Annotated in this window: 24 protein-coding genes; 16 read left to right on the top strand and 8 right to left on the bottom strand. The window is 72.3% G+C overall.

What is annotated here, in order from left to right:
- Entirely contained in the window at positions 1-519 is a 519-nt protein-coding gene (locus ACIOWN_RS21585; RefSeq protein ID WP_362352764.1) for a cupin domain-containing protein, read from the top strand.
- Between the two features lie 92 nt (positions 520-611).
- Here the strand turns inward: ACIOWN_RS21585 and ACIOWN_RS21580 are convergent, their stop codons facing one another.
- Positions 612-1,838: an acyl-CoA dehydrogenase family protein gene (locus ACIOWN_RS21580; protein ID WP_401983125.1), complete on the bottom strand. Its 1,227-nt coding sequence runs from the start codon at positions 1,836-1,838 to the stop codon at positions 612-614.
- 168 nt (positions 1,839-2,006) lie between these two features.
- Between ACIOWN_RS21580 and ACIOWN_RS21575 the strand changes: the two genes are divergently transcribed.
- The gene (locus ACIOWN_RS21575; RefSeq protein ID WP_362352759.1) at positions 2,007-2,651 is read left to right on the top strand and encodes a TetR family transcriptional regulator; all 645 of its coding nucleotides are present in this window, start codon (positions 2,007-2,009) and stop codon (positions 2,649-2,651) included.
- Between the two features lie 164 nt (positions 2,652-2,815).
- On the opposite strand, the gene def is transcribed toward ACIOWN_RS21575, so the two are convergent.
- On the bottom strand, positions 2,816-3,355 hold the full coding sequence (gene def, locus ACIOWN_RS21570; protein WP_100567338.1) for a peptide deformylase: 540 nt from the start codon (positions 3,353-3,355) through the stop codon (positions 2,816-2,818).
- Positions 3,356-3,506: 151 nt separating this feature from the next.
- Here def and ACIOWN_RS21565 point away from each other — a divergent pair, with 151 nt between their 5' ends.
- The 5 genes from ACIOWN_RS21565 (at position 3,507) to ACIOWN_RS21545 (ending at position 8,170) form a co-directional block, all read left to right on the top strand.
- On the top strand, positions 3,507-4,745 hold the full coding sequence (locus ACIOWN_RS21565) for a MurT ligase domain-containing protein (RefSeq protein WP_362352756.1): 1,239 nt from the start codon (positions 3,507-3,509) through the stop codon (positions 4,743-4,745).
- A gap of 20 nt (positions 4,746-4,765) precedes the next feature.
- Positions 4,766-5,497: a glutamine amidotransferase gene (locus ACIOWN_RS21560; protein ID WP_362352753.1), complete on the top strand. Its 732-nt coding sequence runs from the start codon at positions 4,766-4,768 to the stop codon at positions 5,495-5,497.
- A gap of 236 nt (positions 5,498-5,733) precedes the next feature.
- Positions 5,734-6,759, top strand: coding sequence for a 6-phosphofructokinase (locus ACIOWN_RS21555; RefSeq protein ID WP_362352750.1), 1,026 nt, complete (start codon positions 5,734-5,736; stop codon positions 6,757-6,759).
- A 121-nt stretch (positions 6,760-6,880) separates the two neighbouring features.
- Complete coding sequence (locus tag ACIOWN_RS21550; protein ID WP_362352747.1) at positions 6,881-7,831, top strand: cytochrome c oxidase assembly protein; 951 nt, start codon at positions 6,881-6,883, stop codon at positions 7,829-7,831.
- Between the two features lie 168 nt (positions 7,832-7,999).
- Positions 8,000-8,170 (top strand): hypothetical protein, encoded by a 171-nt coding sequence (locus ACIOWN_RS21545; RefSeq protein WP_100567333.1) that lies wholly within the window; start codon positions 8,000-8,002, stop codon positions 8,168-8,170.
- Positions 8,171-8,176: 6 nt separating this feature from the next.
- Here ACIOWN_RS21545 and ACIOWN_RS21540 read toward each other — a convergent pair whose 3' ends face one another.
- Genes ACIOWN_RS21540 through ACIOWN_RS21525 form a run of 4 tightly spaced genes read right to left on the bottom strand, consistent with a single transcriptional unit; the run spans position 8,177 to position 12,225 of the window.
- Entirely contained in the window at positions 8,177-9,382 is a 1,206-nt protein-coding gene (locus ACIOWN_RS21540) for a sensor histidine kinase (protein ID WP_401983124.1), read from the bottom strand.
- A complete protein-coding gene (locus tag ACIOWN_RS21535; protein WP_362352741.1) occupies positions 9,379-11,091 on the bottom strand; it encodes a cation acetate symporter in 1,713 nt (570 codons plus the stop codon). Before ACIOWN_RS21535 ends, ACIOWN_RS21540 begins: the two co-directional genes overlap by 4 nt.
- A gap of 5 nt (positions 11,092-11,096) precedes the next feature.
- Positions 11,097-11,456 carry a hypothetical protein gene (locus tag ACIOWN_RS21530; RefSeq protein ID WP_362352738.1) on the bottom strand — a complete coding sequence of 120 codons (360 nt, stop codon included), beginning with the start codon at positions 11,454-11,456 and terminating at the stop codon, positions 11,097-11,099.
- A gap of 13 nt (positions 11,457-11,469) precedes the next feature.
- Positions 11,470-12,225, bottom strand: coding sequence for a LytTR family DNA-binding domain-containing protein (locus ACIOWN_RS21525; RefSeq protein WP_362352735.1), 756 nt, complete (start codon positions 12,223-12,225; stop codon positions 11,470-11,472).
- Between the two features lie 77 nt (positions 12,226-12,302).
- On the opposite strand from ACIOWN_RS21525, the gene ACIOWN_RS21520 reads away from it, so the two are divergent.
- From ACIOWN_RS21520 to ACIOWN_RS21505, 4 genes are all read left to right on the top strand, one after another.
- Positions 12,303-12,806: an Lrp/AsnC family transcriptional regulator gene (locus ACIOWN_RS21520; RefSeq protein ID WP_362352732.1), complete on the top strand. Its 504-nt coding sequence runs from the start codon at positions 12,303-12,305 to the stop codon at positions 12,804-12,806.
- A 121-nt stretch (positions 12,807-12,927) separates the two neighbouring features.
- Positions 12,928-13,746 (top strand): dimethylargininase, encoded by an 819-nt coding sequence (gene ddaH, locus ACIOWN_RS21515; RefSeq protein ID WP_326801438.1) that lies wholly within the window; start codon positions 12,928-12,930, stop codon positions 13,744-13,746.
- Complete coding sequence (gene rocD, locus ACIOWN_RS21510; RefSeq protein WP_401983123.1) at positions 13,746-14,966, top strand: ornithine--oxo-acid transaminase; 1,221 nt, start codon at positions 13,746-13,748, stop codon at positions 14,964-14,966. The genes ddaH and rocD overlap by 1 nt, the downstream gene beginning before the upstream one ends.
- Before the next feature lie 155 nt (positions 14,967-15,121).
- Positions 15,122-15,433, top strand: coding sequence for a hypothetical protein (locus ACIOWN_RS21505; protein ID WP_401983122.1), 312 nt, complete (start codon positions 15,122-15,124; stop codon positions 15,431-15,433).
- 97 nt (positions 15,434-15,530) lie between these two features.
- On the opposite strand, the gene ACIOWN_RS21500 is transcribed toward ACIOWN_RS21505, so the two are convergent.
- Positions 15,531-16,154, bottom strand: a complete 624-nt coding sequence (locus ACIOWN_RS21500; RefSeq protein ID WP_362352725.1) for a DedA family protein — start codon at positions 16,152-16,154, stop codon at positions 15,531-15,533.
- A gap of 105 nt (positions 16,155-16,259) precedes the next feature.
- Complete coding sequence (locus ACIOWN_RS21495) at positions 16,260-18,683, bottom strand: SpoIIE family protein phosphatase (RefSeq protein WP_401983121.1); 2,424 nt, start codon at positions 18,681-18,683, stop codon at positions 16,260-16,262.
- A 778-nt stretch (positions 18,684-19,461) separates the two neighbouring features.
- On the opposite strand from ACIOWN_RS21495, the gene ACIOWN_RS21490 reads away from it, so the two are divergent.
- The 5 genes from ACIOWN_RS21490 to ACIOWN_RS21470 all read left to right on the top strand — a co-directional run bounded on the left by ACIOWN_RS21490 (position 19,462) and on the right by ACIOWN_RS21470 (position 25,480).
- Complete coding sequence (locus ACIOWN_RS21490) at positions 19,462-20,157, top strand: type 1 glutamine amidotransferase domain-containing protein (protein WP_362352719.1); 696 nt, start codon at positions 19,462-19,464, stop codon at positions 20,155-20,157.
- A 229-nt stretch (positions 20,158-20,386) separates the two neighbouring features.
- Positions 20,387-21,391, top strand: coding sequence for an inorganic phosphate transporter (locus ACIOWN_RS21485; protein ID WP_362352716.1), 1,005 nt, complete (start codon positions 20,387-20,389; stop codon positions 21,389-21,391).
- A gap of 21 nt (positions 21,392-21,412) precedes the next feature.
- On the top strand, positions 21,413-22,237 hold the full coding sequence (locus tag ACIOWN_RS21480; protein ID WP_401983120.1) for a hypothetical protein: 825 nt from the start codon (positions 21,413-21,415) through the stop codon (positions 22,235-22,237).
- Positions 22,195-23,124 (top strand): NAD(P)H-binding protein, encoded by a 930-nt coding sequence (locus tag ACIOWN_RS21475; protein ID WP_401983119.1) that lies wholly within the window; start codon positions 22,195-22,197, stop codon positions 23,122-23,124. The genes ACIOWN_RS21480 and ACIOWN_RS21475 overlap by 43 nt, the downstream gene beginning before the upstream one ends.
- A gap of 61 nt (positions 23,125-23,185) precedes the next feature.
- Positions 23,186-25,480: an FUSC family protein gene (locus tag ACIOWN_RS21470; protein WP_401983118.1), complete on the top strand. Its 2,295-nt coding sequence runs from the start codon at positions 23,186-23,188 to the stop codon at positions 25,478-25,480.
- Positions 25,481-25,601: the final 121 nt, after the last annotated feature.

Below are 25,601 nucleotides of genomic sequence, written 5' to 3'. Positions count from 1 at the left end.
ATGACCACGGACGGACTGCTCGTACCGCCTGGCCAGGGCCGTGTCGTCGAGGCGCCGGCCCAGCGGGTGACGTTCAAGGTGACCGGCACGCACTCACGGGCGGCCTCCACCTTCGAGGTGGAGGTCCCACCGGGCTTCGACGTCGGCGCCCACGTGCACACGCGCAGCGAGGAGTTGTTCTACGTGCTCGAGGGCGAGCTGGACGTGCTCGCCTTCGAGCCGCGGATCCGGACCCCCGACCACTGGCAGCGGTGGGAGTCCTCCTCCGGAAACCGCGTGGTGCGGGCGACCCCGGGCACGGTCATCGTCGTCCCGCCGGGCTGCCCGCACGCCTTCGCCAACCCGACCGACACCCCCGCCAAGATGTTCTTCCAGGCGTCTCCGCCGCCGGACCACGAGCGGTATTTCGAGGAACTCCTCGAGATCCTGGGGAACGGGGGCCCGCCGGACCACACGGCGATCGAGGCCCTCAGAAAGCGCTACGACATCGAGCAACTGACGCCGCTGCGACACCGTTAGCGGAGCCACCGTCGACGGAGGCATCGTCGACGGAGGCATCGTCGACGGAGGCATCGTCGACGGAGGCATCGTCGGCGTCGGCGGGCGCACCGTCAGCGGATCGGCATGCCCGAGATCGTGCGGGAGATCACCAGCCGCTGGATCTCGCTGGTCCCTTCGAAAATGGTGTAGATCGCCGCGTCGCGGTGCATCCGCTCCACCGGGTACTCCCGGGTGTAGCCGTTGCCGCCGAGGATCTGGATGGCCTGGGCCGTGACCTTCTTCGCGGTCTCGCTGGCGAACAGCTTGGACATCGAGCCCTCGGCGGCTTCGAACGGCCTGCCGTTGACGGCCATCCACGAGGCCCGCCAGACCAGCAGCCGGGCGGCGTCGATCCGCGTGCGCATGTCGGCGAGTTGGAAGGCGACGCCCTGGTTGTCGATGATCGGCCGGCCGAACTGCTCGCGCGTCCTGGCGTAGTCGAGGGCGACCTCGTAGGCGGCCCGGGCGGTGCCGACCGCCATGGCGCCGACGGCGGGGCGGGACGCCTCGAAGGTCGCCATCGCGGCGTTCTTCACCCGGTCACCGCCCTTTCGGGCCTTCTCCCGGGCGCGGGCGAGCCGCTCGTCCAGTTTCTCCTTGCCGCCGAGCAGGCAGGACCCGGGGACCCGCACGCCGTCCAGGACCACCTCGGCGGTGTGCGAGGCGCGGATGCCGTGCTTCTTGAACTTCTGGCCCTGCGTCAGTCCCGGTGTGCCCGGCGGGACGATGAAGGAGGCGTGGCCCTTGGAGCCGAGTCCGGGGTCGACGGAGGCGACGACCACGTGCACGTTGGCGATGCCGCCGTTGGTCGCCCAGGTCTTGGTGCCGTTGATCACCCACTCGTCCTTGGCCTCGTCGTACACCGCGCGGGTGCGCATCGAGGCCACGTCGGAGCCGGCGTCGGGCTCGGAGGAGCAGAAGGCGGCGACCTTCACGTCGTTCGGTTCGCCGTACATCTGCGGGATCCAGGTGCCGATCTGCTCCTCGGTGCCGTTGGCGAGGACGCCCACGGCGGCGAGGCCGGTGCCGACGATGGACAGGGCGATGCCGGCGTCACCCCAGAACAGTTCCTCCATGGCCATCGGGATGCCGAGGCCCGTGGCGTCGAAGTACTGCTGCGCGTAGAAGTCGAGGGAGTAGATGCCGACCTTGGCGGCCTCCTGAATGACCGGCCAGGGGGTCTCCTCGCGCTCGTCCGACTCGGCGGCGGCGGGGCGGATCACATCGGCGGCGAAGCCGTGCAGCCAGTCCCTGACCTCCTTCTGCTCGTCGTTGAGCTCCATGGTGAACTCGGCCATGTCCCCTCCAGCGCGCACCTGCATGTTACTTGCGGTAACCGTACTGTGTCACCGACCGGTGGGGGAAGTCGACCGCCGACGGTCCTGCGGCAGCCCGTTCGAGGCATCCGGCCCTGTCAGTGTTACTTTGCGCAGGCGTCACCGAACCAGTACGGGTGGGGAGATCTCATGGACACCAGGCAGCGGAGCGATCAGCAGCGGTCCGCCGACCGCCGACGGCGCGAGCTGCTGGAGGCCGCCGACCGGGTGGTGCTGCGCGACGGCCCGCACGCGTCGATGAACGCCATCGCCGCCGAGGCCGGCATCACCAAGCCGATCCTCTACCGCCACTTCGGCGACAAGGGCGGGCTGTACGCCGCCCTCGCCCAACGGCACACCGACGCCCTGCTCGACTCCCTGCGAGCCGCGCTGGACGCCCCCGCCGACCGGCGGGAGCGCGTCGAGTCGACGCTGGACACCTACCTCGCGGCCATCGAGGCCCGCCCGCAGGTCTACCGCTTCCTCATGCACCCGGCGGAGGGCGGCCAGGGCACCGACCAGGGCTTCGACGTCGGCAAGCACTCCGCCCCACTGCTGCGCCGCATGGGCGAGGAGCTGGCCCGGGTCATCGAGGAGCGGCTCGACCTGGGGCCGTCCGGGCAGCAACTGGCCCGGGTGTGGGGCCACGGCATCGTCGGCATGATGCACGCGGCCGGCGACTGGTGGCTGGGCGAGCGGCCGTGCCCGCGCGCGGAACTGGTCCGCAGCCTGGCGGACCTCCTGTGGGGACGGCTGGCGGCGGTCGGCGACAAGGTGGGCGGCCCCGGATTCTGAGCCGCGTACGCGGACCCGTCACCGCGAGGCCCGACCGCGCGGAGCTTCAGCCGGCCGCCGCCCCGAAGCGCTCGGGCGGCCGCCGGCCCGCAGCCAGGTGCGGAGACTCACCGACCCCACCGTGCCGCTCGGGCGGCCGCCGGCCCGCGGCCCCGTGCGGAGGCTCACCGTCCCCACGGTGCTCGCGCGGCCTGCCGCAGCAGCCGGCCGCGCCGCCATCCCGTGAGGCGGTCGGCGTACACCTTTCCGTCGAGGTGGTCGCACTCGTGCTGGAGGCAGCGCGCGAAGAACCCCGTGCCGTGCACGGTGACCGGCTCCCCGGTCACCGTGAAACCCTCGACGACCGCGTGGTCGTGGCGCTCCGTCCCCGCCTCCAGGCCCGGCAGGGACAGGCAGCCCTCCGGCCCGCGGATCACCACGCCGTCCGCCTCCACCAGCCGCGGATTGACCAGATGACCGAGGTGACGCACCTCCTCGTCGTCCGGGCAGTCGTACACGAAGACGCGCAGCGGCAGCCCGATCTGGTTCGCGGCGAGACCCACGCCGCGGGCCGCGTACATGGTCGCGAACAAGTCCTCCACCACCCGGGACAGTTCGGGTCCGAAGTCGGTGACTTCCTCGCAGGGGGCGTGCAGAACGGGGCTGCCGAGCAGGGAAAGGGGCCGGACGCGCCCGTGGGCGCCCGGGATCGAGCCGTGTCGCATGGCGGCAAGGGTACGGTTCCCTGTGCCCCTGCCTGCCGCGTCGGCATGGGCCGGGATTCGGGAGCGTCAACGGATATCGATAGGCTGAGGTCCACACCACGTTGCCGGAGAACCCAGGGCGCGGCGCGTACGCAAGGAGGATCGAGAACTGATGGCAGGCAACTCGGACCCGCTCACGCCGCGGGCCAAGCTGGCCGTGACCGCGGGCAAGGCGGTCGCCGCGGCATCGCGTGCAGCGGGACGCGGCAGCGGTTCGGTGATCGGCGGTCGGGTGGCCCTCAAGCTCGACCCCGATCTGCTCGCACGGCTCGCCCAGCACCTGGACGTGATCCTGGTCTCGGCGACGAACGGCAAGACGACGACGACCCGGCTCATCGCCGAGGCGCTGCGGGCCGCGGGCCCGGTCGTCTCCAACGCGCTCGGCGCGAACATGCCCGCGGGCATCACCTCGGCGCTGGCCGGCGGCTCGGACGCGAAGTTCGGCGTCATAGAGGTCGACGAGAAGTACCTCGCGGGCGTGGCCCGCGACACCGACCCCAAGTGCATCGCGCTGCTCAACCTCTCCCGCGACCAGCTCGACCGGGCCGGCGAGACCCGGATGCTGGCCGAGAACTGGCGTGAGGCGCTCAGCGGCTCCAAGGCCGTGCTCGTCGCCAACTGCGACGACCCGCTGGTGGTGTGGGCGGCGTCCTCGTCGCCCAACGTGGTCTGGGTGGCCGCCGGGCAGATGTGGAAGGACGACGCCTGGTCCTGCCCCTCCTGCGGCGGAGTGATGCAGCGCCCGGGCGACGACTGGTTCTGCGGCGAGTGCGGCTTCCGCCGGCCCACCCCCACCTGGGCCCTGTCCGGCGACCACGTCCTCGACCCGCACGGCTCGGCCTGGCCGATCCACCTGCAGCTCCCGGGCCGCGCCAACAAGGCCAACGCCGCCTCCTCGGCGGCCGTCGCCGCTGTCTTCGGGGTGCCGCCGCAGGTCGCCCTGGAGCGGATGTACCAGGTGCAGGCGGTCGCCGGCCGCTACGACGTCGTGCAGTTCCAGAACCGCGACCTGCGCCTGCTGCTGGCGAAGAACCCGGCCGGCTGGCTGGAGACGTTCTCGCTGATCGACCCGCCGCCCACCCCGGTCATCCTGTCGGTCAACGCGCGCAGCGCCGACGGCACCGACACCTCCTGGCTGTGGGACGTCGACTACACGCGCCTGACAGGGCACCCGCTCTTCGTGCTCGGGGACCGGAAGCTGGACCTCGCGGTGCGTCTGGAGGTCGCGGGCCAGCAGTTCCAGGTCTGCGAGAGCCTGGACCAGGCCGTGCAGCAGGCCCCGCCCGGCCGGATCGAGGTCATCGCCAACTACACCGCGTTCCAGGACCTGCGCCGCCGCGTCGGCAACTGACCACAAAGGACGAGCACTTCATGAGTGACAACCAACTGCGGCTGGTGTGGATCTACCCGGACCTGCTGAGCACCTACGGCGACCAGGGCAACGTCCTGGTGGTGGAGCGCCGGGCCCGCCAGCGCGGCCTGGACGTGGCCCGTCTCGACGTGCGCAGCGACCAGCCGATCCCGACCTCCGGCGACATCTACCTGATCGGCGGCGGCGAGGACCGGCCGCAGCGGCTGGCGGCGGAGCGGCTGCGCCGCGACGGCAGTCTGCCCAGGGCGGTGGAGAACGGCGCGATCGTCTTCTCCGTCTGCGCCGGCTACCAGATCCTCGGGCACGAGTTCATCAACGACCTCGGGCAGCGCGAGCCGGGGCTCGGTCTGCTCGACGTCGTGTCGGTGCGCGGTGAGGGCGAGCGGTGCGTGGGCGACGTCCTGGGCGACATCGACGCGCGGCTCGGCCTGCCCCCGCTGACCGGGTTCGAGAACCACCAGGGCGTCACCCACCTCGGCCCCACTGCCCGCCCCTTCGCCCAGGTGAGCCTGGGCCGGGGCAACGGCACGGGCGACGGCACGGAGGGCGCGTACAACGACACCGTCTTCGGCACGTACATGCACGGGCCGGTGCTGGCCCGCAACCCGCTGATCGCGGACCTGTTGCTGAAGCTGGCGCTCGACGTCAACGCGCTGCCGCCGATCGACGACCACTGGTACGAGGCGCTGCGCAACGAGCGCATCGCGGCGGCGCAGCAGCAGCCCGCGTAGACAGCCGCTCGACAGCCCGTGCGGAGACCGTCGCGCGCGCCGTGACAGGCCCGCGGCGGCCCGCCGGGACGGCCCCGGCGGGAGCCCGTCTGACAGGGTGTCCGCACAGGTGAGCGGGCCCGTCCAGCAGGCGGACGCACGGTTCGGCCCGACCGCCCGGTGCCGCTAGGGTGGCGGGGACCGACCGGACAGTGTGGTCCGGTCCCCGCGCCCACGTTGAGAAGGTTGTCCGGGCTATGCGCATTGGCGTCCTCACCTCCGGCGGCGACTGTCCCGGCCTGAACGCCGTCATCCGGTCCGTCGTGCACCGTGCCGTCGTCGATCACGGCGACGAGGTCATCGGCTTCCGCGACGGCTGGAAGGGTCTCCTGGAGTGCGACTACCTCAAGCTCGACCTCGACGCGGTGAGCGGCATCCTCGCCCGCGGCGGGACCATCCTCGGCTCCTCCCGGGTGCGTCCCGAGCACCTGCGGGACGGCGTGCAGCGGGCCAGGGGCCATGTCGAGGAGCTGGGGCTCGACGCGATCATCCCGATCGGCGGTGAGGGCACGCTCAAGGCGGCCCGGCTGCTGTCGGACAACGGCCTGCCGATCGTCGGCGTGCCCAAGACCATCGACAACGACATCGCGGTCACGGACCTCACCTTCGGCTTCGACACGGCCGTGACCGTCGCCACCGAGGCCCTGGACCGGCTGAAGACGACCGCCGAGTCCCACCAGCGGGTGCTGATCGTGGAGGTCATGGGCCGTCACACCGGCTGGATCGCGCTCCAGTCCGGCATGGCGGCCGGCGCCCACGCCATCGTCGTCCCCGAACGCCCCTTCGACATCGAGGAGTTGGCTGCGAAGGTCGGCGAGCGGTTCGCGGCGGGCAAGCGGTTCGCGATCGTCGTGGCCGCGGAGGGCGCCAAGCCCAGGGCGGGCTCCATGGACTTCGACGAGGGCGGCAAGGACGTCTACGGCCACGAGCGGTTCGCGGGCGTCGCCCGGCAGCTCGCCCTCGAACTGGAGGAGCGGCTCGGCAAGGAGGCCCGGCCGGTGATCCTCGGGCACGTCCAGCGCGGCGGCACGCCGACGGCGTACGACCGGGTGCTGGCGACCCGGTTCGGCTGGCACGCCGTGGAGGCGGTGCACCGCGGGGAGTTCGGCCGGATGACGGCGCTGCGCGGCACGGACATCGTGATGGTGTCCCTGGCCGAGGCGGTGGCGACCCTCAAGACGGTCCCCGCGGAGCGGTACGCCGAGGCGGAGTGCGTGCTGTAGAACACGCCGCACGTCCCCGCCGCCCCCGGTCGCAGTCGCGGCCGGGGGCGGCTCTAGTCTGGGTGCGGACAGACAGCTGTGGACAGACAGCGCACAACCCCCACGAATCAGGAGCCGGCGGATGGATCACAGCGGGCACGGCATGACGCACGATCTGCCGCCGTTCACGCTGGGACGCGGCCTCGAGTGGTCGGCGGACCCGTTCTTCCTCGTCGCCTGCCTGCTGGGGCTCGGCCTGTACGGCTGGGGTGTGGTGCGGCTGCGGCGGCGCGGCGACGCCTGGCCGGTGGGCCGGACGGTGGCGTACGTCATCGGTGTGCTGACCGTGGGCCTGGTGATGTGCACCAAGCTGAACGACTACGGCATGGTCATGTTCAGCGTGCACATGGTCCAGCACATGATCATCAGCATGCTGTCGCCGATCCTGATCCTGCTCGGCGGTCCGATCACGCTGGCGCTGCGCGCGCTGCCGGTGGCCGGGCGGGGCCGCAAGGGGCCGCGTGAGCTGTTGCTCGTCCTGCTGCACAGCCGGTATCTGCGGGTCGTCACGCACCCCGCCTTCACCATCCCGATGTTCGTGGCGAGCCTGTACGCCCTGTACTTCACGCCGATCTTCGACTTCCTGATGGGCTCGCGGGCCGGGCACATCGCGATGATGGTGCACTTCCTCGCGGTGGGCCTGGTGTTCTTCTGGCCGATCATGGGCGTCGACCCGGGCCCGAACCGTCCCGGTCACCTCATGCGGATGCTGGAGCTGTTCGCGGGCATGCCGTTCCACGCGTTCTTCGGCATCGCGCTGATGATGGCGACCACGCCCATGGTCAGCACCTTCCAGAACCCGCCCGCCTCGCTCGGTATCGACGCCCTCACCGACCAGTCCGCGGCCGGCGGCATCGCCTGGGCGTTCAGCGAGATCCCCTCGGTCCTGGTGCTGCTGGCCCTGCTCTACCAGTGGTACGGCTCCGAACAGCGCCAGGCCCGCCGCAAGGACCGCGCCGCGGACCGCGACGGCGACAAGGAACTCGAGGCGTACAACGCGTACCTGGCGTCCCTGAACGCCCGGAGCAACTGAGCCGGACGGCGACCGGACGGGCAGGGGGCGCGGCAGCGATGCCGCGCCCCCTGCCCGTCCCACGAGGCGGCCCCGCGGTCGGGAGAGGCGAACAGGCCTGTTGTAGGGGATGCCAATGGGCCGAACCGGGGCACCATGGAGGTTACGGACCAGGAGGAGGGTGCCGCGATGCACGGTTCCACGGACGGTTCCACGAAGGCGATGGGGGCGCTCACGGTCGGCGCGCTCGTCGTGGTGACGGCCTACACGGTGGCGCTCGGCGGCAACGGCTGGCTGTGGTTCGGCTGGGTCGTGCTGGGCCTGGTGACGCTGGGCCTGGTGGTCACCCGCGGCACCTGAGGCGGCTCACTCCCCGGTGAGCCGCGTCGCCGAGTGGACGCCCGGCTGGTACTTCGGCAGCCGGGCGCTGATCTTCATGCCCGCACCCCGCGCGGTCTCGATGACCAGTCCGTGGTCGTCGCCGTAGACCTGGCGGAGCCGGTCGTCGACGTTGGACAGGCCGATGCCGCCGGACGGGCTGTCCTCACCCGCGAGGATGCGGCGCAGCAGGCCGGGGTCCATGCCGGCGCCGTCGTCCTCGATGACGACCACCGCCTCGGCGCCCGCGTCCCGCGCGGTGATCCTGATGTGGCAGGTGCCCCTCTTGCCCTCCAGGCCGTGCTTGACGGCGTTCTCCACCAGCGGTTGCAGGCACAGGAACGGCAGCGCGATGGGAAGCACCTCGGGCGCGATCTGGAGGGTGACCGAGAGACGGTCGCCGAAGCGGGCGCGTACGAGCGCCAGATAGTGCTCGATGGCGTGGAGTTCGTCGGCGAGCGTGGTGAAGTCGCCGTGCCTGCGGAACGAGTAGCGGGTGAAGTCGGCGAACTCCAGCAGCAGGTCCCGCGCCCGCTCGGGATCGGTGCGGACGAACGAGGCGATCACCGCGAGCGAGTTGAAGATGAAGTGCGGGGAGATCTGTGCGCGCAGCGCCTTGATCTCGGCCTCGATGAGCCGGGTGCGGGACCGGTCCAGGTCGGCGAGCTCGAGCTGTACGGAGACCCAGCGGGCGACCTCGGCCGCTGCGCGGGCCAGCACGGCCGACTCGCGGGGCGCGCAGGCGACGAGGGCGCCGTGCACACGGTCGTCGACGGTGAGCGGGGTGACGACGGCCCAGCGCACCGGGCAGTCCGGGGTCCGGCAGGTGAGCCGGAAGGCCTCGCCGCGGCCGGCCTCCAGGGGCCCGGCGAGGCGTTCCATGATCTCGGTGCGGTGATGGCCGCCCACACCGTCCCAGGCGAGGACCCGCTCGTCGTCGGTGAGGCAGAGCGCGTCGGTGCCGAGCAGGGAGCGCAGCCGGCGGGCCGACTTGCGGGCGGTCTCCTCGGTCAGCCCGGCCCGCAGCGGGGGCGCCGCGAGCGAGGCGGCGTGCAGGGTCTGGAAGGTGGCGTGCTCGACGGGGGTGCCGAGCCCGCCGAGGCTGTGCGGGCGGGCGGTGCGCCGGCCGAGCCAGTAGCCCGCGGCGAGCAGCGGCAGCGCGGCCACGCACAGCCCGGCGAGGAAGCCGCTCATCCCGTCACCTCCGCCCGCAGCTGCTCGGGCAGGTGGAAGCGGGCCAGGACGGCCGCCGTCCCGGCCGGCACCCGGCCGGGCGTGGCCAGGGACACCAGCGTCATCGTGAGGAAGCCCAGCGGCACCGACCACAGGGCGGGCCAGGCGAGCAGCGCGTACAGCGGCCCGTTGCCGGGGAAGCCGGCCATGGTCACGGCGACGGCGACGAGCGCGGCGCCACCGCCCGCCAGCATCCCGGCGGCCGCGCCGGGCGGGGTGAGCCGCCGCCACCAGATGCCGAGGACGAGCAGCGGGCAGAAGGAGGAGGCGGACACCGCGAAGGCGAGTCCGACGGCGTCGGCGACCGACAGCCCGCCGACCAGGACGCTCGCGGCGAGCGGTACGGCCATGGCGAGCACCGTGCCGAGCCGGAAGTGGCGCACTCCGCGCGAGGGCAGCACGTCCTGGGTGAGCACCCCGGCCACCGCCATGGTCACGCCGGAGGCGGTCGACAGGAACGCCGCGAACGCGCCGCCCGCGACCAGCGCGCCCAGCAGGTCGCCGCCGAGGCCGCCGATCACCCGGTCGGGCAGCAGCAGCACGGCGGCGTCCGCGCTGCCGGTGAGGGTGAGTTCGGGGGCGTAGACGCGGCCGAGGGCGCCGTACACCGGGGGCAGCAGGTAGAAGGCGCCGATCAGGCCGAGCACGGCCACCGTGGTGCGGCGGGCGGCCACGCCGTGCGGGCTGGTGTAGAAGCGGACGACGACGTGCGGCAGGCCCATGGTGCCGAGGAAGGTGGCGAGGATCAGTCCGTAGGTGGCGTACAGGGGGCGTTCCTCGCGGCCCGCGGCCAGTGAGGTGGACATGCCGCCGCTGCCGCCGCGGGCGGCGGCCACCGGGACTTCGGCGCCCCGCGCGAAGGTGAGCCGGGTGCCGCCGTCGACGCGGTGCGTCCCGGCCGGCAGGCTCACCCGCCGCTCGCGGTGGGCGCGGCCGTCGACGGTGCCGGTCACGGTGACGGTGAGCGGGCCCTCCAGCCTGAGGTCGAGGGTTTCCGCGACGCGCACGGTGCGCTGCTCGCGGAAGGCGGCCGGTTCGTCGTAGGCGCGTGGTGCCCCGTCGCCCTGCCAGGCGAGGACGAGGAAGAGGGCGGGGACGAGCAGCGCGGTCAGTTTCAGCCAGTACTGGAAGGCCTGGACGAAGGTGATGCTGCGCATTCCGCCCGCGGCGACGATGGCGACCACGACGACGGCGACGATCACCGCGCCGAGCGCGTCGGGCGCGCCGGTCAGGACCGCCAGGGTGAGTCCGGCTCCCTGGAGCTGCGGCAGCAGGTACAGCCAGCCGACGCCGACGACGAAGGCGCCCGCGAGCCGCCGTACGCCCTGGGAGGCGAGCCGGGCCTCGGCGAAGTCGGGCAGGGTGTAGGCCCCGGACCGGCGCAGCGGTGCGGCGACGAACAGCAGCAGGACCAGGTAGCCGGCCGTGTAGCCGACGGGGTACCACAGCATGTCGGCGCCCTGGACGAGGACCAGTCCGGCTATGCCGAGGAAGGAGGCCGCGGAGAGGTACTCCCCGCTGATGGCGGCCGCGTTCAGGCGCGGGCCCACGGTGCGGGAGGCGACGTAGAAGTCGGAGGTGGTGCGGGAGATGCGCAGGCCGAAGGCGCCGACGAGGATCGTGGCGACCACGACGAGGGCGACGGCTGGGACGGTGTAGGCGGAGTTCACGGTGCTCAGCGGTCTCCGACGAGCCGTACGAAGTCGCGTTCGTTGCGCTCGGCGCGGCGCACGTACCAGCGGGCGAGCAGCACCAGCGGGGCGTAGAGGCCGAAGCCGAGGACCGCCCACTTCAGCCCGCGGGCGTCGGGGGCCGCGGCGAACACCAGCGGCAGGGGGCCGATAAGAAGCACGAGCACCGCGAACACCGTGAGGGCGGCCCGCAGTTGGCTGCGCATCAGGGAGCGGACGTAGGTGTGGCCGAGGGTGGTCTGCTCGTCGATCTCCGTGCGCGGACGGTAGTGGACCGGGGCCCGGCGGGTGCGGCGGGGCGGCCCGGTGACGACGACACGGCGTTCGGTCGGGTCCTGCGGCATGGCGTACGGCTCCCTAGCGCGCGGTCCGGCGGATCAGCAGCTCGCGCAGTTCCCGCGCGTGCCGCCGGCTGACCTGGAGTTCCTCGGTGCCGACCAGGACACTCACCGTGCCCGCGTCCAGGCGGAGTTCACCGATGTGGCGCAAGGCGACCAGGTAGCGGCGGTGGATGCGGACGAAGCCGCGGCCGCGCCAGCGCTCCTCCAGGGTGGACAGCGGGATGCGCACGAGGTGGCTGCCCCTGCCGGTGTGCAGCCGGGCGTAGTCGCCCTGCGCCTCGACGTGGGTGATGTCCTCGACGGCCACGAACCGGGTCACTCCGCCGAGTTCGACGGGCAGATGATCGGGATCGGGCTCGCTGACGGGAATCCGCGGGGCGGCGCCGCGCAGTTGGGCTGCGCGGCGGACGGCCTCGGCGAGGCGCTCCTTGCGGACGGGCTTGAGCACGTAGTCGACGGCCTTGAGGTCGAAGGCCTGCACGGCGAAGTCCTCGTGGGCGGTGACGAACACGATCAGCGGCGGCTGGGCGAACCCGTTGAGCAGCCGGGCCAGGTCGAGGCCGTCGAGGCCCGGCATGTGGATGTCGAGGAAGACGACGTCGATCGCGTCGGGTCCGTCCGGGCCGGACTCCAGCGCCCGGTTGATGCGGCGCAGCGCCTCGGTCGCGTCGCCGGCGCCCTCCACGCCGGCGATCCGGGGATCGGCGTTCAGGAGGTACAGCAGTTCCTCGAGCGAGGGGCGTTCGTCGTCGACGGCGAGGGCGCGCAGCATGAACGTGGAGTGTAGGGGCGAACAGCACGGTGTGACATGTGCCGGGCACCGGCGTCCGCGCTGGATACAGTGCGGCCATGAACAGCAGGCCGGCACCGTTCGACGAACTCGACCGGAAGATCCTCACCGCTCTGATGGCGAACGCGCGCAGCAGTTTCGCCGAGATCGGCGCCGCCGTCGGCCTGTCCGCGACGGCCGTCAAGCGGCGCGTGGACCGGCTGCGCGAGAGCGGCGTGATCACCGGGTTCACGGCCACGGTGAAGCCGGCGGCGCTGGGCTGGCGCACGGAGGCGTACGTCGAGGTGTACTGCGAGGGCGCGGCCCCGCCGAGGCGGCTGGCCGAGGTGGTGCGCCACCATCCGGAGATCACGGCGGCGATGACGGTGACCGGCGGCGCGGACGCGCTGCTGCACGTGCGGGCGCGGGACGTGGAGCACTTCGAGGAGGTGCTGGAACGCATCCGTACGGAGCCGTTCATCCGCAAGACGATCAGCGTGATGGTGCTGTCCCACCTGCTGCCGGACAGTCCGGAGGCGGGCGCCAGCCAGCCCGCCCCGCAGGACGCATCAGACGTGCGCTGAGCGCCGGAAAGACGCAGCATCGCTGCTTCAGCGCGCAGCTTTTGTTTCTTGTCGTTCGTCTTCGCCACTTCCTACCTTTGTGCCAACCCTGTAGCCACCCAGGAAGCGGAGGAACCCCTCTGTGCCCGAATCCCGTGTGCCGCGCCGGCGGCGCTTCCTCGTCTGCGAACCCAGACACTTCGCCGTGCAGTACGCGATCAACCCCTGGATGCATCCCGACGTCCCCGTGGACGTGCCCCTGGCCCAGGAGCAGTGGCACGAGCTGACGCGCGTCTACCGCGCCCACGGCCACACCGTCGACACCGTGGAGCCCGTGCCCGGACTGCCCGACATGGTCTTCGCCGCCAACGCGGCGGTGGTCGTGGACGGCCGCGTCTTCGGCTCCCTGTTCCGCGCGCCCGAGCGCCGTCCGGAGTCCCTTCCCTACGACACGTGGTTCAAGTCGGCCGGCTTCGACGTCTACCGCCCCGAGTCGGTGTGCGAGGGCGAGGGCGACTTCGTGCCGGCCGGCCGCTGGATCCTCGCCGGCACCGGCTTCCGCACCACCCGTGAGGCCCATCGCGAGGCGCAGGAGTTCCTCGGTGCCCCGGTGATCGGCCTGACCCTGGTGGACCCGTACTTCTACCACCTGGACACCGCGCTGTTCGTGCTTGACGACGAGGGCGAGGGGAACATCGCGTACTACCCGGACGCGTTCTCGCCGGGCAGCCGCGAGGTGCTCGCCAGGCTGTACCCGGACGCGCTGATCGCCACCCGGGAGGACGCCATGTCCTTCGGCCTGAACTCCGTCTCGGACGGCCACCACGTCTTCATCTCGCCCGGGGCCACCGCCCTGGCCGATCAGCTCGCCGACCGCGGCTACGTCCCCGTCCCCGTCGACCTGTCCGAGTTCCACAAGGCCGGCGGTGGAATCAAGTGCTGCACCCAGGAGATCCGCTGATGACCGCACCCGCCCGTACCCGTACCTCCGCGGAGCTGATCGAGGCCGAGGAGCCGGTCCTCGCGCACAACTACCATCCGCTGCCCGTGGTCGTGGCCCGCGCCGAGGGCAGCTGGGTGGAGGACGTCGAGGGGCGCCGCTACCTCGACATGCTGGCCGGCTACTCGGCACTGAACTTCGGTCACCGCCACCCCGTGCTGACGGAGGCGGCCCACCGCCAGCTCGACCTGCTCACCCTCACCTCGCGGGCGTTCCACAACGACCGCCTCGCCGGGTTCGCCGAGCGGCTCGCGGCGCTGACGGGGCAGGACATGGTGCTGCCGATGAACACCGGCGCCGAGGCGGTGGAGAGCGGCATCAAGGTCGCCCGTAAGTGGGCGTACGAGGTCAAGGGCGTGCCGGCCGACCGGGCGACGATCGTGGTCGCGGCGGACAACTTCCACGGCCGTACGACGACGATCGTCAGTTTCTCCACGGACGAGACGGCACGGTCGGGCTTCGGGCCGTTCACGCCGGGCTTCAAGATCGTCCCGTACAACGATCTGGCGGCCCTGGAGGCGGCGGTCGACGAGACGACGGCGGCGGTGCTGATCGAGCCGATCCAGGGTGAGGCCGGCGTGCTCATCCCCGACGACGGCTACCTCGCCGGGGTACGGGAGCTGACCCGCCGCAAGGGCTGCCTGTTCGTCGCGGACGAGATCCAGTCCGGCCTCGGCCGCACCGGGCGCACGCTCGCCGTAGACCACGAGGACGTCGTCCCGGACGTCCTGCTGCTGGGCAAGGCGCTCGGCGGCGGCATCGTGCCGGTGTCCGCGGTCGTCGGGTCCCGGGAGGTGCTCGGGGTGCTGCGGCCGGGTGAGCACGGGTCGACGTTCGGCGGCAACCCGCTGGCCGCGGCGGTCGGCACGGCGGTGGTCGGGCTCCTGGAGACGGGCGAGTTCCAGCTCCGGGCGGCCGAGCTGGGCAAGGTGCTGCACGAGGGGCTCGTCGACCTGGTCGGCCGGGGTGTCGTCGGCTTCCGCTCGCGAGGCCTGTGGGCGGGCGTGGACGTGGATCCGGCGATCGGCACCGGGCGGGAGATCGGCGAGCGCCTGATGCGGGAGGGTGTCCTGGCCAAGGACACCCACGGCTCCACCATCCGGCTGGCGCCGCCGCTGACCATCACCGAGGAGGATCTGCGCTCGGCGCTCGCCTCCCTGGAGAAGGTGCTGGCCGCCTGACGGACACCGTCGCCGGACGCACACCGCCGGGGCTCCCCGGCGGTGTGCGCTCCCGTTCGGCACCTCGGCACTCGAAGGGGCCTGACGGATCGCCTGGCCGGTGGCGGGCTGGGTACCCGCCTCGATGAGTGACTCTCCGAGGACTCTTTGAGGGGATGACTCCCATGCTGCTCATCGGCCTGCTCCTCCTCGCGGCGACTGCCGCCTTCACCGGCCTGGCCATCGCCGGCAACCTCGCCGGCGGCCCGCACTACCCGGTGTCGCTGCTCGGCAACCACATCGCGACCATGAACACGCTCGAGATCTTCAGTGCCGGTCTCGCCCTCGCCCTGCTCTTCTGCCTGGGCGCGAGCCTCATCGCCGGCGCGGCGACGCACCACCGGCACGCGCACCGGCCCATGCACCGCTTCGGCGGCCGCCATGACACCGGCACGCTGAACGAGCCCACGGGCCGGGACGGCCGCTGACACCTCCCACGGCTGACGCGGTCGGCCGCCGGTGCGGGCGCCGGCCGTGCGTGCCCGCGGGGATCATGGACGCCCGCGGAGCAGCGCGCGTCCGCTGTCAGTCCTGGCGTCGCCTGCGCCGCAGCAGGTGCCGCGCGATCAGCGCGACGACGAGGACCGCAAGCGCCACGAGCACGTACACCTGGTAGCGGCTGATCTCGTCGTAGACCGTGTCGATGTGCGAGCCCGCCGCGTAGGCGAGGCTCACCCACAGGCCGACCCACAGCGCCGCGCCGAGCGCGTTGAAGGCGAGGAAGCGGAGCCAGTGCATGCCGGTGGTCCCGGCGATGATGCCGTTGGCCTGGCGCAGGCCCTCGATGAACCGTGCCACCACGACGATCTTGCCGCCGTGCCGGCCGAAGAACCGCTCGGCCGCCGCGAACCGCTCCGGCGTCAGGAAGATGTACCGGCCCCAGCGGTGCACGAAGGGACGTCCGCCGAGGTGGCCGACGAGGTAGCCGATGTTGTCGCCGACGACGGCCGCGGCGAACGCGATCAGGGCCACGGCCACGACGTCGAGCTGCCCGGCCCCGGCATACACCCCGGCCGCGATCAGGATCGTCTCGCCCGGCGCGGGGACGCCGAAGTCCTCCACGAGGACCACGCCGCCCACGGCCCAGTACCCGTAGTGGCTGAGCAGCGGTGCCAGGTGCTCCAGCGGACCCGGAAGCGGAGGGGCCATGTCCACACCGTACGACGCCGGGCCAACGGTCACCGGCAGGCACGGCAACGCGCGACCGCGCACGTGTCGGACGGCGCCCCGCGGCCCCGCCGTGCCGGTGCCCGGTCAGAAAGGCGGCACGGAGGAGAACATGAGCTCGTCCGGCCCCGGGCCGACCGTCTGCTCGGCCCAGATGGTCTTCCCGCGCCGGCTGTAACGGCTGCCCCAGCGGGTGCTGAGCTGGGCCACGAGAAACAGGCCCCGCCCCCCTTCGTCGGTGGTGCGGGCCCGGCGCAGGCGGGGCTGGGTGTTGCTCGGGTCGCTGACCTCGCAGACCAGGACGTCCTCGTGGATCAGCCGCAGCCCGATGGGGCCGCCGGCGTAGCGGATGGCGTTGGTGACCAGTTCGCTGACCATGAGCTCGGTGCTGAAGGCGATGTCGTCGAGCCCCCACTCGGCGAGCTGGCGGGTGGTGGCCTCCCGGGCGTCGGCCACGCTGGCGGGGTGCGCGGGGAACTCCCAGTCGGCGACGGACTCCGCGGGGACCGCGCGGGTGCGGACGAGCAGCAGCGCGATGTCGTCCCTGGGCGGATGGTCGTCGAGGTCGGCGAGGAGCGCCCGGCCGATCTCCTCCAGCGGCCGGCCGGGACGGCAGCAGGTGGCGAGGCGGTCGGTCAGCCGGCGCAGTCCGGCGTCGGTGTCGCCGTCGCCGCCCTTGATCAGTCCGTCGGTGTACAGGGCGAGGACGCTGCCGGGTGCGAGATCGAACGTGACGGTCTCGAAGGGCATGCCGCCGACGCCCAGGGGCGGGCCGGGAGAGAGGTCCACGGGCCGGGCCCTGCCGTCGCAGGGGACGAGGACGGGCACCGGATGCCCGGCGCTGGCGAGTGCGCAGCGGCGGGCGACCGGGTCGTAGAGGGCGTACAGGCAGGTGGCCCCGACGGTGTCCCGGTTCTCGGGGGCGGCCTCCCCCGCGAGCCGCTGCACCAGGTCGTCGAGGTGGGTGAGCAGGTCGTCGCAGTCGAGTTCCAGGTCGGCCAGGGTCTGCACGGCGGTGCGCAGCCGGCCCATGGTGGCGGAGGCGTGCAGGCCGTGCCCGAAGACGTCGCCGACGACGAACGCGGCCCGCAGCGAGGGCAGTGAGAGGACGTCGAACCAGTCGCCGCTGATCTCCGCCCCGCCGCCCGCGGGCCGGTAGACGCCGACGGTCTCGGCGGCCGGGGTCTCCGTGGTCGCGCGCGGCAGAAGGCGCCTTTGGAGCGCGACGGCCGCACGCCGCTCGCGCGTGTAGCGGCGGGCGTTGTCGACGCTGAGCGCCGCCCTGGAGGCGATCTTCTTCAGCAGGTCGCCCTCGTCCTCTTCGAAGGGCTCTCCCTGCCCGGTGCGGCAGACCCCGACGACGCCGAGCACCGAGCCGCGTGCGACCAGTGGCGCCACGGCGATCCAGCGCGCGTTGTCGGGCACCAGCAACTCGATCAGGCGCGGCTCGCCGAACATGGCGCTGATGGTCTCGCTGTCGGCGACGACGACGTCGCCGCGCTGGACCGCGAGCAGGGTGGGCATGTCCGGCTGCGGCGGCGCCACCGCGCCCTTCTGGAGCAGGCGGGAGGGCCACGGCCCGGCGGCCGAGGCGACCGCGACCCGGCGCCAGCTCAGCCTGGCGCCGCCGAGCACATTGGCCGGTTCGTCGCCCTCGATGACGGGCTCCGCCAGCTCCACCCAGGCGAGGTCCCCGAGAGCGGGGACGAGGACGTCGACCAGGTCCTGCGCGGTGCGCATGACGTCCAGTGAGCCGCCGATCCGGGTGGAGGCGTCGCGCAGCAGGTCCAGGTGCCGGCGGGTCCGCTGCTGCTCGGAGATGTCGGTGACCAGCGTGACGACGCCCACGGGCTCCCCCCGCGCGTCCTCCAGCCGGAAGGCGGACAGGGAGAGTGTCCGGTGCCGCCCGGGCAGGTGCGGCGAGTGCACCTCCTGTGCCTCCCCGATCAGCGGCATGCCCGTCTCCAGCACCCGGCGCAGGGCCGCCTCCGCGGCTTCGGCGCTCGCGGCGTCGGCCACCTCCCGCATGTGCACGCCGTCGGCGCCGGGAGGCCCGCCGAGCGTCTCGAGGGTGATGTTGGTCCGTACGAGGGCCAGGTCCGTGTCGCGAAGGGTGACCCCCATCCGGGTCTGGGAGAAGAGCGCGTGCAGCAGGGACAGGCCCTGTTGCCGCTCGGTCGCCCCGGCCACGGGGGCGGCCAGGGCCAGCAGTTCGGCGGAACCCTCCATGGGCTCGATCCGGAAGGCGACCTCCACCGCACTCCCTGAGCTGTGCCGCAACCGGGTCCGGCCGACGGCCGGAGACCCGTCCGCCGCGAAGGCGCAGGGGTGCGTCCGACCGGGCGTGTCGGCGAGCAGGCCCCCGACGGGGCGGCCGCAGACGTGTGCGGCCGGGTGTCCCAACAGGTCGGCCGCCGCGCGGGACCAGCGCACGACGGTCCCGGCTTCGTCGAGCACGGCGGCTGCCACGGCACCTGGGGCAAGGGCGCCGGCGGGGTCGAACCCGTTCATCTCGCTCCTCGCTGGCGGTCGAGCCGCCCGACAGGCTCGTCCCATTATCGGCGATTCGGGACAACCCGCGCCTCCGCTCCCCCGCCGGGCCCACCCGACGACGCCGGTCCGGCACACGGTCGGCGGCCCCGGAGCGGCCTGCGCGGCGCGGTCCGGGCCGAGGAGGCGCACGTCCTCTCACTCTCGTCGGTTACGGTCACGCAGGTGCCGGGGCCCTGGCGGCTGGTCAGCAGTCATCGACGGCCGACACGCGCCGCACCGCTCGCATCCGGCCTGTTCCCGGCCGTCCGGCGGCCTCAGAACCCCAGGCAGCGGCAGAGCCCCGGTCCGGCCCCCGCCGCGCACGTACTTCGGACCGCTACCGCGTCGGCTGTCGGCCGCGGCACGCCGGGCCTTGACGGCGTCGCCCCGGCGCGCCGCTTCGAGGTCGGCGTCCAGATCCGTCCGCAGCTTCTCCAGGCCGGCGCGGTTGCGTCGCTGGGCCGCGAGCCGGAATGTCAGCGTCTCCGGGGCGGTGCGGACCTCGTCGAGGTCGGCCGGGGTCTGGCCAGGGCACCCGATGGATTGAAGTGCCTTATCACCAAGGCCAGTCGGCACTGACCTGACATCGGACTGCGCGGCGCGAGGCCCCTGCCGAGGATTCGGCGGGCGCCTCGTCGTGTGCCTGCGTTGTCGTCGCGCAGCCGTCCGCATGCGCCTGCTCGAATACCGGCCTAGGTTGGCAATGGACACAGGTAACTCCCCGTCGCGTCGGGCGAGAATGGGAAGGTGCTCCCTGATGGCGAAGCTGCTGTTCGTGATGACCGGAGCCACGTACTGGACGCTCAAGGACGGCACCCGACATGCAACCGGTTACTGGGCCGAGGAGTTCGCGGCCCCGTACAAGGCGCTCACGGAAGCCGGCCACCGGATCGTGGTGGCCACGCCCCATGGCGTGGTCCCGAACGTGGACATGATGAGCCTCCGCCCCGAGATGGCGGGCAGTGCCGAGATCGCCCTCGACCTCGAGCGCGTCATCCGCTCCGCGGAGGAGATGCGGCGGCCGATCCGGCTGTCGGACGCCCGCTTGGAAGATTACGACGCCGTCTACTTCCCCGGCGGCCATGGTCCGATGGAGGACCTGTGCGTCGACGCCGACGCGGGCCGGCTCCTGACCGCGGCGCTCGCCTCGGGCAAACCACTCGCCGTCGTGTGCCACGCCCCGGCCGCGATGCTGGCCACCAGGATGCACGGTGTCTCGCCCTTCGCCGGCTACCGGGTCACGGCCTTCACCAACGACGAGGAAGAGGCCGTCGGGCTGGCCTCCCGGGCCCGGTGGCTGCTGGAGGACGAACTGAAGGACCTGGGCGTCGACTTCACTCGCGGCGAGATCTGGAAACCGTACACGGTGGTGGACCGCAACCTGTACACGGGACAAAACCCCGCTTCGGCAGGGGTCCTTGCGGAGCGCCTGCTGAAGGAGGCGTTGGCGTAGACAGCAGGTGCCAGGAGAAGCCTCCGCCCCAGGACAGGTGCCGGGACCCGTCTGCGGGCCGACCGGCGAAGCGCCCTGCGCGTGCGCTGGCCCGGCTTTGCCGGCTGTCACCGCTGCCCCGGGCCGGGCCTCCTCCCCCATTTCCCCCGTCCATGGACGAGTGTCCATTATGTAGGGGTAGGTAGCTATGTAGGGGTAGCGGGGCTCTCGGTGGACGGAGTCAGGCTCGATGGACGCGAATCTGGCTGCCCTGGTCGCTGTGGTGGTCATCGCCTTGGCGTTCGACTTCACCAACGGCTTCCACGATGCCGCGAACGCGATCGCGACGTCGATCTCCACCCGTGCGCTGACCCCGAGTGCCGCGCTGGCGCTCGCGGCGTGCATGAACTTCGCCGGTGCGGCGCTGGGCACGGGGGTGGCGAAGACGGTCGGCTCGGGCATCATCGCCACACCGACCAGCTCCCACGGTCTGAGCGTGGTGTTCGCCGCCCTGATCGGCGCCATCTCCTGGAACCTGATCACCTGGCGGCTGGGACTGCCCACCTCCTCCACCCACGCCCTGATCGGCGGGCTGGTGGGCGCCGCGCTCGCCGCGGCCAGCGGCGTCCACTGGAGCGGGGTGGTGGACAAGGTCGTCCTGCCGATGGTCTTCTCGCCCCTTCTCGGGGTCGTGCTCGGCTACCTGGTGCACACGTTGATCCTGTGGATCTTCCGGCGCGCCCGGCCGGCTAAGGCCATGCACGGTTTCCGTATCGCGCAGTCCGTCTCGGCGGCCGGGATGGGCCTCGGGCACGGCCTGCAGGACGCGCAGAAGACGATGGGCGTGATCGTTCTCGCGCTGGTCACCGCGGGGCAGCAGACCACGTTCGACGTGCCGTGGTGGGTCATCGGGGCGGTCGCCGCCTCCATGGCAGCGGGAACGTACACGGGCGGCTGGCGCATCATCCGCACGCTGGGACGGCGGATCGTGCACCTCGACCCGCCGCGAGGTTTCGCCGCCGAGTCGGCCGCCGCGAGCGTGCTGTACGCGACGGCGTTCATCTGGCAGGCGCCGGTCTCGACCACACACACCATCACCTCCGCGATCCTCGGCGCCGGCGCCACCCGGCGGCTGTCCGCGGTCCGCTGGGCCATGGCCCGCAACATCGCCACCGCCTGGCTGCTGACCCTGCCCGGCGCCGGACTGACCGCGGCCGCCACCTACGCACTCATCCACCTGGCCCTGGGCACCTGACCGTGTAAGGAGGTACGTGCGATGAACGGCTTCGGAGCACACCCCCTCGCGCTCCAGCGGTACACGCACCTGAGCCCGGCGGACGGGATGTGCCTCATGGAGTACGTCTCGCTTCTGGCCGGTGCCGGCTTCACCGACCGACCGGCCTGCACCGATGCCCTCCTGGCGGCCCTTGCCCGGATGGTCAACGATGCCGTGAGCGATGCCGGCCGCAGTCGGCTGATTCACCTCGCGCCCCTGCTGATACGCGGTGCGCCGGGTGCGGGGGTGCGCGACCGGGTCGTCTTCCACTGCTGGGACGCGGTCGGTGCCGCCGCGGCGCCCGGCAGCCGGGCCGAGCGGCGCGCGTGCCGCCGGCGCGACGTGGCCCGCGCACGGCTTCAGGCGTGCCGGTGGGAGGGGAGGGTGGCGGCCTGGCTGCGCCTGCACGGCCCGGCACGTCGTGCCGCGGAAACCGCGGTGCGGGTGTTGTCAGCCCTGCCTCCCGCCGAAGCCGACCGAGCACTGCTACGGCTGCTGACCCTGTGCGCCACGCAGACGGCACCGGACGACATGCAGAAGCCAGGACCGCCCGGCAGCACAGCGACGATCACGGGTACTCGGCGGCCTGGGGTCTTTCGTTTGGATCAGGCCGGATCAGGGAGCGGGGTCTGGTGCCGCGCATCGGTCACCGTCCATGGCGGGAACGCGAGCAAGGACCGGCCCTCGGCCTCAGGTCACAGCGCGACTGTTGAGCCGTCGCAGCGCCGACGGCTCGTCGGGCTCCAGTTGCGCCCTGGCGGAGCGCGCCGCAGGCTGCCCCTATGGACCGCACCGCGGCAGCCAGTGTGCTGCCCATTCTGGTGACGGGCGCGGCGGGCAGCGTAGGCGCGGTCGGACGATCCGTGGTCGAAGGCCTCCGACAACGGGGTTTGCCCGTGCGGGCCATGGTGCGTCGCGATGACGAGCGGGCGCAGGCGCTGCGCGCGACGGGCGCCGAGGTCGTCGTCGGAGACCTGACGCGCGCGGGCAACATCGCCGACGCGCTGGACGGCTGCGGACGTATGTACTTCGGTATGGGCGTGTCGGCGCAGTATCTGGAGGCTGCCGTTACGGCGGCGGCCGTCGCGCGCGCGTACGGACGCCTGGAAGCGTTTGTGAACATGTCGCAGCTGACGGTCTCCGAGATGGACCTCACCAGCACCTCCGAGTCGGTTCAGCACCGCCAGCAGTGGCTGGTCGAGCAGGTCCTCGACTGGTCGGGCCTGCCCGTTGTCCAGATCAGGCCCACCGTGTTCCTGGAGAACCCGCTGCTCCGTGTCGGCTTCTCCTCGATCGCGAGGACCGGAAGCATCAGACTGCCCTTCGGCCGGGCGAGAACCTCCCCTGTGGCGGCGGGCGACGTCGCCGCGGTCGTGGAGGAGATACTGGCCGACCCGGCCCCGCACATCGGCCGGATCCATGAGCTGACCGGCCCGCGCTCGGAGGACGTCGCCGCCACGGCGGCGGAGGTCTCCGCGGCTCTGGGCCGACCGGTCGGTTACACCGACGTCCCACTGCAGGAATGGATCGACGACGATCTCAGGCCGCTGGGGCTGCCCGACCACGTCTTCCAGCACACCGCCACCATGGCTCGCCTTCATGCGGAGAATCGCTACGACCGCAAGGCGGAAGGGGTCGAGCAGGTCACCGGGCGGCCTCCGTCGGGGGTGGCCGATTACGTCCGGAAGAACCCCAGCCTCTTCATCCGCTGAAGCCGCGTCCTCGGCGTGCGTCGTCCAGCAGATGGCCGCCACCTCACCGAGGCGGATTGCGATGATTCAGACGCGTCAGTTCACCGCGTGGTTGCGCCGCCGGGATCCGGGCCTCGCCGCCATGCGGCGGGCTGCCAGGACCGCGGTGGTGATGCCGTCCCTCTTCGCGCTGTGCACCCAGGTCTTCCACGCGCCGGTCACGGGCACCTTCGCCGCGTTCGGCGCGTTCGCGATGCTCTTGCTGGTCGAATACACCGGCCCCGTGGTGCAGCGGCTGCGCGCGCACGCGGCGCTCGGGGCGGCCTGGCTGGTGCTGGTCTCACTGGGCACCCTCGCGTCGCGGTCGGTATGGAGCGCGACTGCCGCGACGCTGGTGGTGGGCTTCGTCGTGCTCTTCTCGGGCGTGGTCAGCTCGGTCCTGGCCGGCGCCACGACGTCGCTGCTGCTCGCGTTCATCCTGCCGGTGTCCGCGCCCGCTCCCCTGACCCAGCTGCCCGACCGGCTGATCGGCGTGGGGCTGGCGACCGGTACGTCCCTGATCGCGGTCCGGCTGTTGTGGGCGAGGACGCAGGCCGATCCGCTCAGCGCGCCGGCGGCTCGGGTCTTGCGAGCTGCGGCGGTGCAGTTGCGCACCGATGCCGACTACGTCACGGGCCGTGCCGCCGGCCCCTCCTTCGGGGAGTGCCGTGCCAGCGCCCAGGAGACCAGGTCGAGTGCACAGAAGCTGCAGCAGGCGTTCACCGCCACCCCCTACCGGCCCACCAGTCTCTCCACCGGGTCCCGTGCACTGGTCCGCCTGGTCGACGAGCTGACCTGGCTGAGCGCGATCCTCGCGGAGGCCGCCCCCGCCGTCGAGGACGGTTCGACGGGCACCCGGCAGTCCTCAGCGGTGCGCAGGGCCGCTGCCGCCGTACTGGAACTGGCGGCGGAGATGCTCGATGATCCGCGCGTCACGCCGGACCGCCTGCGCGCCGGTGTGGAGGAGCTCCGTCAGGCGTTGACCGCGCTGGAGGACGGGGCGGTCGACCGGCTGGCGATGCCGGACGGCGGCTCCGGTGGCAGGCGTGGCCCCGACACCTTGGTCGACAGCCTCGACGTCACCTTCCGGGCTCAGGAGGTGGCCTTCGTAGTCCTGCAGATCGCCCGGAACGTCGACATCGCCCGGACCGCCGATCACCGCAGCTGGCCGGACCGCCTGCTCGGCCGCGAGCCCGAATCCCCGACCGGTCGCCTGACCAGCGCCACGGAACGCGCCGCCGCACATGTCGAACCGCACTCCATATGGCTGCACAACAGCATCCGTGGCGCCATCGGCCTGGGCATCGGCATCTCGCTGGCCGATGTGACCGGCGTCCAGCACGGCTTCTGGGTCACGCTGGGCACCCTGTCGGTGCTGCGTTCCAACGCCCTCAGCACCGGGCAGAACGTCTTCCGCGCCCTCGGCGGCACCCTGGCCGGCTCGGTCCTGGGCGCCGGTCTGCTCCAGCTCATCGGACACAACACGAGCGTGCTGTGGATCCTGCTGCCCGTCGCGGTGATGGCCGCGGGCGTCGTCCCGGCCGCGATCTCGTTCGCCGCCGGGCAGGCGGCCTTCACGCTCACCCTGGTCATCCTGTTCGACACCGCCCGGCCGGCGGACCTGTCGGTCATCCTGTTCCGTATCGAGGACATCGCGCTCGGCTGTGCGGTGAGCCTGGTCGTCGGCCTGCTCTTCTGGCCGCGCGGCGCGTCCGCCGCCCTCGCCAGGGCGTTGGCGGAGGCGTATGTCGACAGCGCGCGCTATGTGCTCGGAGCCGTGGGCTATGCGGTGTCCTGCTGTACTTTCAGGCCCGAGGCCATCGAGCGCCCGCAGGAGGGCCGCCGGGCGGCGGCCGCGGCGCGCCGACTGGACGATGCCTTCAGGACCTACCTGTCCGAGCGCGGAGCGAAGGACGTCGCGTTGTGCGAGGCGACGACTCTGGTCAACGGTGTCGTGGGGCTCCGTCTGGCCGCCGACGCGGTCCTGGAGCTGTGGCGGCGGGCCCCGGGCGGCCGGCCGCTCGAGGACCGCGCCGCCGCGCAGAGGGAACTGCTGGTCATGGCGGAGCGGGTCTTCCGGTGGTACGAGAGTCTGGCCGAAGGGCTGGAGAGCGAGGGGCCGGCGCCGGAGCCGCTGGAGTCCGACCGGGAGCACAACGCCCGGCTGGTCGAGACGGTCCGCCGGGATCTGCGTGGTGCGGACGGGCGGGCGACGGGGACCGGCATCCGCATCATCTGGACCGGCGACCATCTGGAAGCAGTGCGGCGGCTCCAGTCGCCCATCGCGGCGGCGGCCGGTCACGCCGACGCGCGCGTTGCCGTGATGGGATCAGTTTGACTCCAGTCAGCGAAGGGTCGGCATGAGCTCGGTCGAACGTGGTTACAGATGACTACTGACGTATGTGGGCAACATCCGGGATCCTGCCCTTTACCTGGCACAACACCGGTCTGAAGCCGAG

It is taken from the genome of Streptomyces sp. NPDC087787 (assembly GCF_044743035.1).
In the GTDB taxonomy this organism is placed as follows: domain Bacteria; phylum Actinomycetota; class Actinomycetes; order Streptomycetales; family Streptomycetaceae; genus Streptomyces.
Note: the sequence above shows the minus strand (reverse complement) of the source record. Positions and strands in the feature narration are given on the sequence as shown.